Genomic DNA, 14,206 nt, shown 5'->3' on the forward strand with positions numbered 1-14,206 from the left:
ACAAAATGCACTGTGAGCCGTGAATTTCAGCCGAAAATGTGCTACAATAAAACAAGAATCATACGCTGCAAAAGAAGGTAGAAATCACATGGCAAAGACAGGGCTTGTTCTGGAAGGCGGCGGCATGCGCGGCGTGTTCACTGCCGGTGTGCTGGACTTTTTTCTGGAAAAAGGGCTGACGTTTGATAACATTTACGCGGTTTCGGCAGGTGCGTGCCATGCCTGCAGTTATATTGCAGGGCAGAAGGGACGAGCTTTGCGGGTGGCCGTGAATTATCTGGATGACCCGCGCTACTGCGGCATGCGCAGCTTTTTGAAAACCGGCGACTTTTTCGGCGTCAAATTCTGCTACGACACCATTCCAAACCGCCTGGACCCCATGGACTACGCGGCGGCACTGCGTTACCCCGGCCATTTTTATGCGGTGGTCACCAATTGCCGCACCGGCAAAGCGGAATACATCGAGTCCCGGGATATGAAAAAGAACATCAGCGCCATTCGCGCCTCGGCTTCCCTGCCGCTGCTGTCCCGCATGGTCCCCATCGACGGGCAGAACTATCTGGACGGCGGCGTGGCGGACTCCATTCCCCTGAGCAAAAGCATGGCCGACGGCAATGAAAAACACGTTCTGATCCTGACGCAGATGGCCAGCTATCGCAAACAGCCCAACCGGATGATGCCGGCGATCCGGGCTCGGTACCGCCGCTGGCCCAGACTGGTGCAGGCGCTGGGTGACCGCCATATACGCTACAACCGCACGCTGGAACAGGTGGCCCGGCAGGAGGCGGCGGGAAATGCCTTCGTCCTTCGGCCACAGAAACCCAGCGGCATCGGCCGCATTGAAAAAGATCCGCAGAAGCTGCGCGCCCTGTATCAGGCGGGCTATGAAGAGGCAAAGCGGCGCTGGCCGGAACTGGAACGCTTTTTGAACGAATGAAACGATGTGCGGAACGGCACAAAAAAGGCAGACTCTCACATTGCGGGAGAGTCTGCCTTTTTCATCGGTCTTATTTGTAGCGGGGTTTGGGACGGTAGAATTCAAAAATCACTGCGTCGTTTTCCAGTTCTTTGGCCACAATGTCGTTCTGCGGGCGCACCGTCCAGCACACACGCACAGCGCCCATGGCCTCCGCCAGACGTTCCAGCACTGGTTTGCGGCCGGGCCCATAGGCGATGAACTGGGGCCGCGCAATGACATTGCCCAGGGTGCAGCCCAGGCAGAAGCGTTTGAACGGGGACAGATTTTCATAGCTTTTGGGTTCGTCCGCCAGCTGGCCCCGGAAAATATCAGGTGCGTTGCGGCGGAACCAGGCAACGATCCGCGGGTCAAAGCTTTCCACACAGAAGGCGGCACCCGGATACCGGCGCTGATAATCGCGCATCAGCGCCAGCCCCTTTTCGCAGAGTTCGTTGTTTCGGGGGCCGGTCTTCAGTTCAATGATCATGGGCTGGCGGCCCTGTACGACTTCGAATACCTCGGTCAGAAGGGGAAGCGTCTCCTGCGTGCCGCACAAATGCATCTGCCGCAGCTCATCAAAGGTGAACGCGTCCACCCGTCCGTGTACACCGCATACGCGGTCCAGGGTGTCGTCGTGAAAAACCATCACCTGGCCGTCTTTGGAAAGCTGAATGTCCAGCTCCATGCCGTATCCGGCCTCCACTGCGGCCCGAAAGGCGGGCAGACTGTTTTCCGGTACGGTTTTATCCTCGCTGTGTAGTCCGCGGTGCGCATGGTTGACGCCCAGAAACGGCAGCTGCTGGCCGGCTTTGCAACGGCCGGGCCGCAGCAGTACCCATAATAGAGTGACGATCACGCCAATGATCCAAACGATCCACTCCAACATTGTCCATCTCGCTTTCCTTTGTCGCTGTTGTTCATTGTAACGCGCCGGGCACGCCGCGTCAAACCGAAACAGGTGCTTTTTCGGAAATTCGAGACAAAATTTTCACAAATTGGACATATCGCTTCGGTATTATGATATCATAACCGCAGAATGGCATAGAAGAAGGGGGACGGAGATTGAGATGCCGAAAATTTTGATTGTGGATGACGAGCCGCGTATCCGGGAACTCATTCGGGAGCATTTGCAGTATGCAGGCTTTGAGTGTGAAGAGGCGACGGACGGCTCGGCCGCGCTGGCAAGCCTGAGCGTGGGCGGCGTGGACCTGGTCATTCTGGATATCATGATGCCGTTTGTAGACGGTATGACCTGCTTGAAGGAGATGCGCAAGCGCAAGATCATGACCCCGGTAATCATGCTGACCGCCCGGGGCGAAGAGTACGATAAACTGGCGGGCCTGGAAAATGGCGCCGATGATTACGTGGTCAAACCCTTCAGCCCGCGGGAACTGGTGGCCCGGGTGAAAGTGGTTCTGGCGCGCGCTATGCCCAAAGATCAGGAGACCGGCACCAGTTATGTGTTTGGGGATCTTGTGATCGACACCGCCTCGCACAGCGTGCGCATCGGAGGCGAGGAAGCGCCGCTGACGCCGAAGGAATTCGATCTGCTGGTGTTCCTTGTGTCCAATAAGGGCATCGCCCTTTCCCGGGAGAAAATTTTGCAGAAGGTGTGGAACTACGACTATTACGGCGAGGACCGCACCGTGGATACGCACATCAAGATGCTGCGCGGCCACTTGGGCAAATACCGCGAGAACATCGTGACAGTGTGGGGCGTGGGCTATAAATTTGACCCGGAGGTCAAAGAGGGATGAAAATCAAAGGGCTGAGTACCATCCGTCAGAAACTGATGGTGTTTGTGGTGCTTTTGTGCGGGGTCCTGCTGGGGCTTGTGTGGCTTTTAAACGTCTGGCTGCTGGAGTCGTTTTACACCCACAAGGTGCATACGGATCTGCAGCGCACAGCAGATGCCTTTTCGCTTTTGATCCAGAAATATGAGACGCTGGAGGACCCGAGCCAGCCCAATGGAATCAGCCCGGACTTTTACAGCGCTGTTCAGCAGCCGGAATATACCACGATGCTGCTGGGAAAATGCATTGAAATCGCGGATGCCAACTACAACTGCCTTTTGGGCAATCACGCGCTGTCCAGTGGGCAGTGCCTTCTGCATCCGGCCCGTACGACGCTGTTCGGCGATACGGGCCTGCCGTCCTGGAACAATAAAAACGTGCTGGCCTACCGGGCCCAGACGCTGGCCGACGGCGATATGTATTTCACGCTGAACGGGCAGAACGGCATGCGCCAGATGGTGGTCTGCAAGAATGTGGCGGACCGTTATACGGTGATCGTTTCCACAGACCTGGAACGCATCGGGCAGGCCGGCGAGGTGATTGGCCAGCAGGTTCCGCTCATCGCGGCGGTCCTTCTGGCAGTGAGCATTCTGGGGGCCTACCTGTTCAGCAAGTGGTTTACAAAACCCATTACCGAACTGTCCCATGCCGCCCGGGAGGTGGCCAAGGGCAACTATCAGGTTCGTGTGCGCGAACCGGAAAATGCTGATGAGCTGGGGCAGCTTGCACGGGACTTCAATACCATGGCCGCCGAAGTGGGCCGCACGTCGGAGCTGCAGCGAGACCTGATCGCCAACGTCAGCCATGACTTGCGCACGCCGCTGACGCTGATCAAAGGCTATGCCGAGACCGTGCGTGATTTGACCGGCGACGACAAGCAGAAACGCACCGATCAGCTGGACGTGATCGTGGATGAGACCGACCGCCTCAGCGGGCTTGTGAACAGCGTGATGGAGCTGTCCAAGTATTCCTCCGGCACCATGAAAATGGAACCGGTGCGCTTTGATCTGGCGCAGCTGTGTGACGAAGTGGCCGATCGCTACCGCAATGTATGCGAGCAGAACGGGTACCATCTGGATGTGCAGACCGACCAGGTCTGCATGGTCAAAGCGGACCCGGACAGCATGAGCCGGGCCATCCACAACCTTTTGTCCAATGCCATCCACCACATCGGCGAAGACGGATATGTGGCATTGCATGTGAAGCCGCAGGCAGACGGAAGCACGCGGGTGGAGATCATTGACCACGGCGCAGGCATCTCCAAAGAAGATCTTCCCTATATTTTCGATAAATATTACCGTTCCCGCGCGGATGCGGGAAAAGTGGGCACCGGTTTGGGTCTGTCCATCACAAAGGCCATTCTCATCAGCCATGGCTATGCGTTTGGCGTGGACAGCGAACTGGGCAAGGGCAGCACGTTCTGGTTTGTAGCCGCGGCCGCCGAGCCTGAAAAATCAGCAGAAGCATGATAAAACAGCCGCACCGGCCTTCGCCCGGTGCGGCTGTTTCGTTGAAAAGGCTTGCATTTCCGCAGATTTTTTTTCATAATGTCAAAAGGAATGCAAGAATACGCCCGGCTGCGGCGTATTCCCGGTGAAGGGGGGAGAAGGGCAATGGAGAAAAGCGCGCAGGAAATATTGGACCAGTACGGAGACATGGTCTTCCGCACGGCCTATGCCATGGTGAAAAATCCGCATGACGCTGAAGATATTGCCCAGGACGTGTTTGTATGCCTTGTGCGCGTCCAGCCGAAGTTTGAAAGCGATGAGCATCAGAAGGCGTGGCTGCTTCGGGTGACCATCAACCGCAGTAAAAGTTTTTTGCGCAGCGCCTGGCAGCAACGCACCCAGGGCCTGCCCGATACCCTGCCCGACGCGGCCTTTACCCCCGGGGAGAGCACCGTTCTGGAGGCGGTGGCAAAGCTGCCTGAAAAATATCGGCAGGTCGTGTACTTATATTATGTCGAGGGCTATTCCTCGGCCGAGCTGGCGAAGCTGCTGCGCCTGCCGCAAAACACCGTGCTCAGCCGGATGGCCCGGGCGCGCAAGCAACTTGCAAAAATGCTGGAAGGAGAGTTTGACTATGTGGAAGGATGATTATGTTTCCGGGATGCAGAAACTCTCTCCAGGGGAAGACTGGCGTGCGGAGACCCTGCGCCGGATGGAAAGCGCCCGGAAAACACGCCGCATTGTTCCGCTGAAAAAGGCTGTGGCGTTCACTGCCTGCGCAGCCGCGCTGCTTCTGGCGGTGGCGACCATCTGGCCCAGCATCGGTTTGCAGAATGCATCCGGCGGGACGCAGAGCATCGCGGCTGCTGCCGCTGCGCCTGAGGAAATGCAGGCCAGAATGTACAGTGCACAGGATGCGGTGGCTGCGGATGAAAATCTGGCCGCGGCACCATTGATCTGCGGCACGGTGGTGCGCTGGACACAGGAGGAGCTGGTCCTCTCGGTAGACGGCGCAGAGCAGACGTTCCGGCTGGATGAACAGACAGTTTTGGAAGAGGGAGTCCTGCAGGAAGGCGCTTTCGTGCAGGTGAGCGGAGAGCAGCAGGAGGACGGCACGGTGTATGCCAGCCGGGTGGAAAAAGCACAGGAATAAGAAAAAGCTTCGGAGCAACTGCCCCGAAGCTTTTTGCTTATTCTTTGAATGCCCAAAGACGCTGGCCCACGTAATTCAGCAGCGTAAAAATGACCTGCGCTCCCAGCAGCGTCAGGCGCTCTGCCCAGCTGGGTGCGGTGCCGAACACCAGTTCCAGACCCCAGGGAATGATCCACTGGGACAAGCCGTGGCTCAGCACATAGCATGCGCTGACCAGCACGGTGAAGCGGATCGCGCTCTGCAGCAGCGGCGCTGTGCTGTGAAAGCTGTACTTCCGGTTCAAAATGAAGCTGGCGATGCTGCACAAAAAGTACATCAGCGCCGATGCGCCCCAGTATCCCAGCGGCCCCAGCAGCAGCTGTTCGCCCACCTGTGTGATGATGGTGTTGGTGCCGCCGATGATCAGAAAAGGCAGCAGGCTTTTGTCCAGAAAGAAATGAAGGATCTTCTTCATTTTATTCCACCACGCGCACGGTTTTCATCACCACGGGGGTGGTGGGTTTGTCCCGCCAGTCGGTGGGGGTGGCGGCAATTTCGTCCACCACGTCCATGCCCGAGACCACATGGCCGAAAGCGGCATAGTCACCGTCCAGATGCGGTGCATCCGCATGCATGATGAAGAACTGGCTGCCGGCGGAGTTGGGCATGGAGGAACGCGCCATGCTGATCACGCCGCGGGTGTGGCGAATGGGATTGTTTACGCCGTTGGAGGCAAATTCGCCCTTGATGCCGTAGCCCGGGCCACCCATGCCGGTCCCTTCGGGGCATCCGCCCTGAATCATAAAGCCGGGGATGATGCGATGGAAGGTCAGGCCGTCGTAAAACCCATCGCGCACCAGCTTTTCAAAGTTGGCCACCGTGATGGGGGCGGCGCTGGCATCCAGCTCCACCCGAATGGTTTTTCCGTTTTCCATGGTGATTTCGATCATGTAAATACTCTCCAATCCCGCGCGGTTTGCGCGCGTTTATTCAATCCGGTAAAAACAGCGGTCAAACAAGACCGTTTGCGCTATTATAACACATTTCACCGCGATGTTCCACCCGGCCAGGTCCCCGTTTTGTCAAAGCAGGCCGCCAGTTCCCGGGCGCGCTGAATGGTGCTTTGCCCAAACCCCATGGTGTCCAGCAGAGCAATGGCATTGCGCGTGACGGATGGACCGTCGTACAGCCGGTAATCAAATGACACGCCCTGTTCCGTCACCTGTTCACGGAAATGGCGGTTGTCCCAGGAAGAAGAAAGAATCCGGGTCAGTTCGCCGTCGTGGGTGGCCACGAAGCACAGCGCCGGGGTTTGGTCCATTTGTTCCAAAACTGCCGCCGATGCGGCAATTCGCTCCACGGTGTTGGTCCCCTTCAAAATCTCATCCACAAAGCACAGACAGGGGCCGGCCTGTGCCTGCCGGACCAGACGCAGCAGACTTCGCAGTTCTGCAATAAAATAACTTTCACCGGCCAGCAGATCGTCCCGCACCGCCATGGAGCTGATCACGGGGATGAAGGGGAGACGGAACTTCTCCGCACAGCACACACCCAGGCAGCCTGCCAGCAGTGCGTTCACGGCAATCGCCTTCAGAAATGTGGATTTTCCTGACGCATTGGAACCGGTAAACAGCGTGTTCTGCTCAAACACCGCGCTGTTTTTTACGGGCTCGCTCAACAGCGGATGATATAATTCGGCACACTCCACCCGCACAGGCTCTTTTTCGTCGGCCCATTGGGGTGTGCACCAGCCCGGCACTCCCGCGCAAAAGGAGGCGGACGCAATGGCCAGTTCCAATTCGCCCAGCAGGCGGATCACTCCGCAGACCTGCTTCTGGCTGCGTGCCAGCAGTTTGATGGAGCGCCCGTAAAACAGCAGGGGCCACAAGGTCAGCATGCCCGCCACTTCCTGAAACGTTCCCGCGTCTCCCGCCGGGGGCGGGCAGGCGGAGGCGGACAGCGGCCCCATCAGCTTTCGCAATGAATCCAGATTCAGACGAAGTTCTTCTGACAATTCGGGAAGTTCGCTGTGCGTCAGCTTTGCGAGGCGGCGCGCTGTCTGCAGTGCGGCGGCCAGATACCCCAGCGCCTGCAGTTCTCCTTCCAGGCGGGGTTTGGCGGCCACACTGAGTGCAATATTCAGGCAGACTGCACACAGACACAGAAGGCCGCCCTGCGGCCCGAAGAACAGCAGGGGAAGGCTTACCCAGGGCAGAAGTGCAAAAATCGGATAGAACCGGGAAAAAGGCAGCGTCGCCTGCTTCGGATCGTTCAGCAGATGTTCGAAGTCCCGTCCGTAACGCCCGAGCCGGGCAAACTCCATTTGCAGGGCAAACCGCATGTCCGGGTTTTGCTCCATGGCTTTTCGCAGCTCGCTGCGGTGCGCGGCACCCTCGGGCCCCAGCGGCCGGTGCAGCGCCGCATACAGATATTCTTTCCCGATGGCGCTTTCACAGCAGTCCAGCCGAAGGTAGACGTCATCCATTCCCAAATCGCTCCAGGTCTGATCGTCCACGGTGAAACAGTCCTCGCTTTTCCAGATCTCCCAAAGCCGGCCGGTGTCCTTTTGCAGTTTTCCGTTGGCGGGTTCCTGCCCGAACGCGCTGCGAATGCGCTTCATCAAGGCTTTTTTTCGGCGCTGGTACTGCCAGGCCCAGAATGCGGCAAAAATCGCGGTTACCATAACGGCGATTAAACAAAAGAACCATTCCATAAGAGACGGTCTCCTTTCCTGAATAATAGTAGTATAGCACGGTTTCTGTTTTTTTGAAGAAAGAGTTCCTTCTGCATCGTATTAAAAGTAAGTGTGATTCATACAATACTGTATTGACATTTAATATTATATTCAATATAATATTGTTGAAGCTGAGAATGATGCGGGTACATACCCGGGAAAGGAAGGGGTCTGCATGGCTTTTAACACAGGTGCCGCGTTGATGGACGCGCTGGTGCTCAGCATTGTCAGCCAGGAAAGCACCTACGGTTATAAAATCACCCAGGATGTGCGCAGCGTGATGGATGTGTCGGAGAGCACATTGTATCCGGTGCTGCGCCGTCTGCAAAGGGACGAGTGCCTGGAGACATACGACCGCGAATTTGCGGGGCGCAATCGCCGTTATTACAGCATTACGGAAAAGGGAAACGAGCGGCTGGAAACCTACCGCCGCGAGTGGAAAGTATATGAGGAGAAGATCAATCATGTGTTATTCGGAGGGATCGGCAATGAATAGACAGCAATTCCTCGAGCAGCTTGAAGCAGAACTCAGCGGCCTGGCGCCGGTAGAGCGCCAGGAAGCCTTGAAGTTTTATGTGGAGTATCTGGATGAAGCGGGGCCGGAAAATGAGGCGGCAGTCCTGGCAGAACTGGGAAGCCCGCAAAAAGTAGCCGCCATCATCCGCGCCAATTTGGGGCTGTCCGACGAGAGCGCGGCGCCCCACGAGACGCCCAAGCCGTCTCTGACGCTGAACGGGCCGGACTGGAGCCGGAAAACGGAACAGCAGGCGCAGAGCGGCGCCCCCGGCGCGGGCTCTGCGGCGTACGGCGGACAGCCTTTTCCAAAAAGCAAAAACAACAGCCGTGTGCTGCTGGTTTTGTTGCTGGTTTTCACAAGCCCCCTTTGGATCGGCATACTGGGGGGACTGTTCGGCGCGCTTATGGGGTTGCTGGGCGGCATTCTGGGGATTTTTATCGGCGGCATTTCGGCCATTGCAGGCGGTGCGATCGCTCTGATATTCTCTCTGTTTACGCTGGTCGGCAACCCGGCGGATGGAATGGTCAGCATGGCGCTGTCCATGGCCAGCATCGCAATCGGCGTCCTTCTGACAGCCGGTTGTGTGTGGCTGCTGCGCCGTTTTGTACCATGGCTGGTAAGCCTGGTCCGCCGGGCGGTGCAGGCTGTTTGTGGAAAGGTGGGAAAATAAGCCATGAAGCGAATCGTAAAGGTGTGTTCGGCAGTTCTGGTGTTTTCGCTGGTTCTGGGACTGGTGGGTTACCTGATGGGTGGCCGTCCCCAGCATGTGCACTGGAACGGCGAATGGCTTGACCGCTGGCATTTTTGGGAAACGAAGGAGACGGTGGCATCGGTAGAGGTGCCCCAGGGGGAGATTCGTGCTCTGGAGTTTGAGTTGGGCGGCGGAGAGCTCACTTTGCGCAGCGGAACCGGTTTTTCACTGGAAGTCGCACGCGGCTCACTTCGGCAAAACAAAGTATCCAACGGCGTCTGGATTCTTGAAAACGGAACACCGAACCTGGAAGGTGCCCGCATCGTCGTGACCATTCCGGAAGACCGCCTGCTGGACTGGATTCATCTGGATGTGGGCGCCGGCCGGATGGATCTTGAGAACCTTCACTGCAAAGCGGCGGATTTCAAAGTGGGCGTCGGCTCCATCGGCGCGGAACATCTTGTAGTGGAGGAACAGACGAATTTGGATGTCTCCATGGGCAAACTGGATCTTTCGGGCCGCCTGTTGGGCGAGACCACGGTGGAATGTGACATGGGCGAGGTGGATCTGGAACTGGAAAAGCCGGAAGAATACGGCTACAGTGTGGCCAGCAGCATGGGCACCGTCACCGTGGACGGCCAGAAATACAACGGCTTGGATACAGAAGTGGAAATCTTCCCCGAGGCGAAAAATTTTTATAAGATTCAATGCGATATGGGTAGTGTAAAAGTCGAATTTTAAAATGTGAGAGGAGAAGCATACGATGGATGGGAAAAAACTTTATAAAGCGCGGGGTTCCCGCATTTTGTTCGGTGTTTGTGGCGGCGTGGCGGAGTATTTTAACGTAGACCCCACGCTGGTTCGGTTGGCATTTGCAGCGGCGGTCATCCTCTGGGGATCTGGTTTCCTGCTGTACATCATCGCTGCGATCGTAATGCCGGAACCGCCTTATGATCCAATGCAGTAAATCCATTTTGAGCACAGAGGCCTCCGCCTCTGTGCTTTTTTGTGAAAATTAAGCGTTTCTTCGCCTTCGTTCTTTGCGGAATATCCTCTGGTTGTGTTATACTGTTACTGTACGGACTTTTTTATGCCGAAGGGAGGCTTTTGTGAACGGATTGATTCTTTTGGCAGCGGTGGTCATTCTGGTCTGCCTGCTGCTCAACAAGATCGCGGCAAAAATGGGGCTGCCCATGCTGCTTGCATTTATTTTGCTGGGCATGCTGTTCGGCACGGACGGCCTTTTTAAAATTCCCTTTGACGATTTTGAACTGGCGGAAACCATTTGCTCTTTTGCGCTGATCTTTATTATGTTTTACGGCGGGTTCGGCACCAACTGGAACGCGGCCCGCCCGGTGGCGGTCAAAGCGGTGCTGCTCTCCACGCTGGGGGTCGCGCTCACCGCGCTCGCCACCGGCTTGTTCTGTTTTTGGGTGCTTCATTTTGCGTTCTGGGAAAGTATGCTGGTGGGTGCAGTGGTCAGCTCCACGGACGCAGCGTCTGTGTTTTCCATTCTTCGGTCCAAACGGCTGAACCTGAAGGACAACACCGCATCCATGCTGGAGGTGGAAAGCGGAAGCAACGATCCCTGCTCTTACATGCTTACAGTCATCATTCTGTCGGTCATGAACGGGCAGTCCAGCGGAAGTGCGCTTTTCTGGATGATTGCGGCGCAATTTGTGTTCGGTGCCCTGTGGGGCCTGTTGACCGCATGGGTGGCCGGATGGGTGCTGGATCATGTGCGTTTCCCAACCGATGGCTTTGACACCATCTTTGTGTTCAGCATGGCGCTGATCTCCTATGCGGGGGCGAATGCTTTAGGCGGAAATGGTTATCTGTCGGCTTACGTGGCGGGCATTTTGCTGGGCAACCGGCCCTTCCCGCACAAAAAAGCCATGGTTCATTTTTTTGACGGGCTCACCGGCTTGATGCAGATGCTCATCTTTTTCCTGCTGGGGCTTCTCTCGTTTCCTTCGCAGCTGCCGAAGGTGGCGCTGTCTGCGCTGGCCATCTCGCTGTTCCTCACATTCGCAGCCCGCCCTCTGGCAGTATTTGCGGTTTTGTTGCCTTTCCGCTGCCCGCTCAATCAGAAATTGCTGGTCTCCTGGGCAGGGCTGCGGGGCGCGGCTTCCATTGTGTTTGCCATTGTGGCCACGGTCCATCCCGCATATATGAAGCAGGATGTGTTCCACATTGTCTTTTTCATTGTGCTCTTTTCCATCGGACTGCAGGGCACGTTGTTGGCAAAGGTGGCCCGCAGCCTCAAAACCATCGATCGGAACAGTGATATCCTGAAAACGTTCAGCGACTATTCGGAGAAACTGCCCATTCAGTTCCTCAGTCTTTCCGTGCAGGCGCCCCATCCGTGGATTGGGCACAAAGTGCGGGAAATCGAACTTTTGCCGAAGCTTCTTCTGGTCCTTGTGGTTCGGGAAGGCCAGCGCATCGTCCCCACCGGGGAAACGCTCCTTCAGGAGGGGGACGAGGTGGTCCTCAGTGCGCTCCTTCCGGAGAATAATACAGAGGGATGCCTGATTGAGCGAACCGTTGAAAAGGAGAGCGGCTTGTGCGGAAAGGCTCTTTCGGAAATTCGGCTCGGGGAAAATAAACTGGCGGTTCTCGTTCGGCGCGGCGGTCAGGTGATTCTGCCCGATGGGAATACAGTCCTTCAGGAGGGAGATGTGCTGGTGCTCAGCCAGCCGTAAAAGAAAAAAGCGTTCCGGTCGGAACGCTTTTTTTATTGGCGGATTTTTCGCGGAGATCCTGCGAAATTTTCTTTGACGTGTCCCGGCATTTCCAACATGTCCGGCCAGTAGCGCTTGGGACAGTGGTTCATCCGGCAGCGCGGATTTTCCCGGTCGGGAATGGCGACGACGTCATAAAAGCGCTGCCACAGGGCCCGGTATTTTCGCTCGTCCTCGCTGAGGGGCGGCGGCTGAAAATGGTCCAGCGGTACGATGGAAGCGTGCCGGTCTTTCCAGATCAGAGCCGCGTGGTGAATGCGGTCATAAATCAAAAAGGTTTCAATGGCATATCGGCTGCAAAAATGCTCCTGAATATAAGGAAGCACAAACGATTTTGGAGAGATCTCGGCCGTCAGCACTCCGCCGTGATCGGAAAAGCGCAGAAACTCCACAAACCGGTGCGCCTCGTTGTGAAGAAACTGCTGTGCGGCCAGCATGGGCTGTACCTCTTCGTGCCCGGCCAGGTACACAACCCGGTGCCCGATCCGGTAGCCCAGCAACAGAAAACGCAGAATCATGCGTTCCCGTCCGGGTGTGCAGGAGCAGAAAACGTCCTTTACCAATCGTTCCGCTTCGGTCCCGATTTTTTGAGGGATGGAAGCGCGCACACGTTGGGCGTGTTCCGGGTCCGTTTCCACATACCGCACGGAGAACAGGGACGGTTGTGCCTCCGCCTCCGGAAGGATGTCCTGGGGCAGTTCGCGCCGGTATACACTGTCGAAAACGCAGCACAAAAAGCCGTCATAACTGCCATCGTACAGATAAATCACATTTGACGTGTCAGGCATGTGACCGCCTCCTCTTCCACGGTTTTGGCGGCGAGGGGCAGGGGCATGCCTTCCGCAGCCAGCTGCTGCACCGCAGGCGCACTGAACAGGCTCAACTGCTCGGTCCCTGCATTGAAAGCGGCCGGGTCCAGCAGTGCCCGCACCGTGCTCTCCCGGCTGGCCCCGGAAGGGTGGAACCCCTTGCACACAATGAAGAACTGTGCGCGCTTGAGCACGACGCCGATGCGTTTCAGTTCCGGCAGTCCCAGGCGTCCGTTCCGCCGCGCTGTGCGGATGCGCTGAGCGCTTTTGACACCGATGCCGGGAACGCGCAGCAGCATTTCGTAACTGCAGGTGTTCACATCCACGGGGAACAGGTGCAGATTGTGGATCGCCCAGTTGCACTTGGGGTCCAGATAAGGGTTGAAATTCTGATTTTTCTCATCCAGAATTTCACCGGCAGTGAAGTGGTAAAAGCGCAGCAGCCAGTCGGCCTGATACAGGCGGTGTTCCCGCAAAAGAGGCGGTTTGGTATCCAGTGACGGAAGAAGCGTGTCCTGCGCCACGGGAATATAAGCGGAGAAGAAAACACGCTTCAGCTGATAGCGCTGGTACAGCCCTTCCGTCAGGCGAAGAATGTGGTAATCGGTCTCCGGGCTCGCGCCCACAATCATTTGGGTGCTCTGTCCGGCGGGTGCGAAACGGGGCGCATGACGGTATACGGCCAATTCCCGTTTGTTTTCAGCCATTCCGTCCCGCACCAGTCCCATGGGAGCCAAAATTGCACGTTTGGTTTTGTTGGGGGCCAGCAGGGAAAGACTTCGTTCACTGGGCAATTCAATGTTTACACTCAGGCGGTCCGCCAGCAATCCCAGGCGGGTGACAAGGGCGGGGTCAGCACCGGGAATGGTCTTGGCGTGAATGTATCCCCGAAAGCGGTATTCATTGCGCAGCAGCTCCAGCGCCTGAATCATTTGCTCCATGGTGTAGTCGGGATTTCGGATGACTGCGCTGGAAAGAAACAACCCTTCAATGTAATTGCGCCGGTAAAACTGAATGGTCAGCTCAGCCAGTTCGTGGGGCGTGAACGCTGCGCGGGGCACATCGTTGGAAGCGCGGTTCACGCAGTATTTGCAGTTGTAAATACACACATTGGTCAGAAGAACCTTCAGCAGGCTGATGCAGCGTCCGTCGGCGGCAAAGGCGTGGCAAATGCCGGCTTTCACCGCACTGCCCAGACTCTGTCCGTCGCCGGGACGGTCCACACCGCTGGATGTACATGCCACATCGTATTTTGCACTGTCTGTCAAAATTTCCAGTTTCTTCAGCAGATCCATCCAAAGGTCCCTCTCTTTCTTAAAAAGGCGCAAAAAAAGAAGCCCCGCTCGCCGTTTTTTGCGCCGAGGCTTAAAAGTACGTTTT

At 56.7% G+C, this 14,206-nt stretch carries 16 protein-coding genes; 10 read left to right on the top strand and 6 right to left on the bottom strand.

Features of this window, described 5'->3' with window-relative positions; translation table 11 throughout:
* Positions 1-88: 88 nt before the first annotated feature.
* Positions 89-937, top strand: a complete 849-nt coding sequence (locus tag WMO24_RS11295; protein WP_349216546.1) for a patatin-like phospholipase family protein — start codon at positions 89-91, stop codon at positions 935-937.
* 70 nt (positions 938-1,007) lie between these two features.
* Here WMO24_RS11295 and WMO24_RS11300 read toward each other — a convergent pair whose 3' ends face one another.
* Positions 1,008-1,844: a glycerophosphodiester phosphodiesterase family protein gene (locus tag WMO24_RS11300; protein WP_349216547.1), complete on the bottom strand. Its 837-nt coding sequence runs from the start codon at positions 1,842-1,844 to the stop codon at positions 1,008-1,010.
* 181 nt (positions 1,845-2,025) lie between these two features.
* On the opposite strand from WMO24_RS11300, the gene WMO24_RS11305 reads away from it, so the two are divergent.
* From WMO24_RS11305 to WMO24_RS11320, 4 genes are all read left to right on the top strand, one after another.
* On the top strand, positions 2,026-2,715 hold the full coding sequence (locus WMO24_RS11305; protein ID WP_349216548.1) for a response regulator transcription factor: 690 nt from the start codon (positions 2,026-2,028) through the stop codon (positions 2,713-2,715).
* The gene (locus WMO24_RS11310) at positions 2,712-4,220 is read left to right on the top strand and encodes a sensor histidine kinase (protein ID WP_349216549.1); all 1,509 of its coding nucleotides are present in this window, start codon (positions 2,712-2,714) and stop codon (positions 4,218-4,220) included. The genes WMO24_RS11305 and WMO24_RS11310 overlap by 4 nt, the downstream gene beginning before the upstream one ends.
* 144 nt (positions 4,221-4,364) lie before the next feature.
* On the top strand, positions 4,365-4,847 hold the full coding sequence (locus tag WMO24_RS11315) for an RNA polymerase sigma factor (protein WP_349216550.1): 483 nt from the start codon (positions 4,365-4,367) through the stop codon (positions 4,845-4,847).
* Entirely contained in the window at positions 4,834-5,352 is a 519-nt protein-coding gene (locus tag WMO24_RS11320; protein ID WP_349216551.1) for a DUF5666 domain-containing protein, read from the top strand. Before WMO24_RS11315 ends, WMO24_RS11320 begins: the two co-directional genes overlap by 14 nt.
* Before the next feature lie 37 nt (positions 5,353-5,389).
* Here the strand turns inward: WMO24_RS11320 and WMO24_RS11325 are convergent, their stop codons facing one another.
* The 3 genes from WMO24_RS11325 to WMO24_RS11335 all read right to left on the bottom strand — a co-directional run bounded on the left by WMO24_RS11325 (position 5,390) and on the right by WMO24_RS11335 (position 8,044).
* Positions 5,390-5,806 carry a GtrA family protein gene (locus WMO24_RS11325; RefSeq protein WP_349216552.1) on the bottom strand — a complete coding sequence of 139 codons (417 nt, stop codon included), beginning with the start codon at positions 5,804-5,806 and terminating at the stop codon, positions 5,390-5,392.
* A gap of 1 nt (position 5,807) precedes the next feature.
* Entirely contained in the window at positions 5,808-6,281 is a 474-nt protein-coding gene (locus WMO24_RS11330) for a peptidylprolyl isomerase (protein WP_349216553.1), read from the bottom strand.
* Positions 6,282-6,376: 95 nt separating this feature from the next.
* The gene (locus WMO24_RS11335) at positions 6,377-8,044 is read right to left on the bottom strand and encodes a MutS-related protein (protein WP_349216554.1); all 1,668 of its coding nucleotides are present in this window, start codon (positions 8,042-8,044) and stop codon (positions 6,377-6,379) included.
* Between the two features lie 196 nt (positions 8,045-8,240).
* Here WMO24_RS11335 and WMO24_RS11340 point away from each other — a divergent pair, with 196 nt between their 5' ends.
* The 5 genes from WMO24_RS11340 to WMO24_RS11360 all read left to right on the top strand — a co-directional run bounded on the left by WMO24_RS11340 (position 8,241) and on the right by WMO24_RS11360 (position 11,978).
* Entirely contained in the window at positions 8,241-8,561 is a 321-nt protein-coding gene (locus WMO24_RS11340; protein WP_349216555.1) for a PadR family transcriptional regulator, read from the top strand.
* Complete coding sequence (locus tag WMO24_RS11345) at positions 8,554-9,252, top strand: DUF1700 domain-containing protein (RefSeq protein WP_349216556.1); 699 nt, start codon at positions 8,554-8,556, stop codon at positions 9,250-9,252. The genes WMO24_RS11340 and WMO24_RS11345 overlap by 8 nt, the downstream gene beginning before the upstream one ends.
* 3 nt (positions 9,253-9,255) lie before the next feature.
* Positions 9,256-10,014 (top strand): DUF4097 family beta strand repeat-containing protein, encoded by a 759-nt coding sequence (locus tag WMO24_RS11350; protein WP_349216557.1) that lies wholly within the window; start codon positions 9,256-9,258, stop codon positions 10,012-10,014.
* A 22-nt stretch (positions 10,015-10,036) separates the two neighbouring features.
* A complete protein-coding gene (locus WMO24_RS11355; RefSeq protein ID WP_349216558.1) occupies positions 10,037-10,240 on the top strand; it encodes a PspC domain-containing protein in 204 nt (67 codons plus the stop codon).
* Positions 10,241-10,382: 142 nt separating this feature from the next.
* Positions 10,383-11,978: a potassium/proton antiporter gene (locus WMO24_RS11360; protein ID WP_349216559.1), complete on the top strand. Its 1,596-nt coding sequence runs from the start codon at positions 10,383-10,385 to the stop codon at positions 11,976-11,978.
* 32 nt (positions 11,979-12,010) lie between these two features.
* On the opposite strand, the gene WMO24_RS11365 is transcribed toward WMO24_RS11360, so the two are convergent.
* Both WMO24_RS11365 and WMO24_RS11370 read right to left on the bottom strand, forming a co-directional pair.
* Positions 12,011-12,805 (bottom strand): TIGR03915 family putative DNA repair protein, encoded by a 795-nt coding sequence (locus WMO24_RS11365; RefSeq protein ID WP_349216560.1) that lies wholly within the window; start codon positions 12,803-12,805, stop codon positions 12,011-12,013.
* Positions 12,784-14,121, bottom strand: a complete 1,338-nt coding sequence (locus WMO24_RS11370) for a putative DNA modification/repair radical SAM protein (protein WP_349216561.1) — start codon at positions 14,119-14,121, stop codon at positions 12,784-12,786. The genes WMO24_RS11365 and WMO24_RS11370 overlap by 22 nt, the downstream gene beginning before the upstream one ends.
* Positions 14,122-14,206: the final 85 nt, after the last annotated feature.

The sequence above is a fragment of the Ruthenibacterium intestinale genome (genome assembly GCF_040096265.1).
Lineage (GTDB): Bacteria > Bacillota > Clostridia > Oscillospirales > Ruminococcaceae > Ruthenibacterium > Ruthenibacterium komagatae.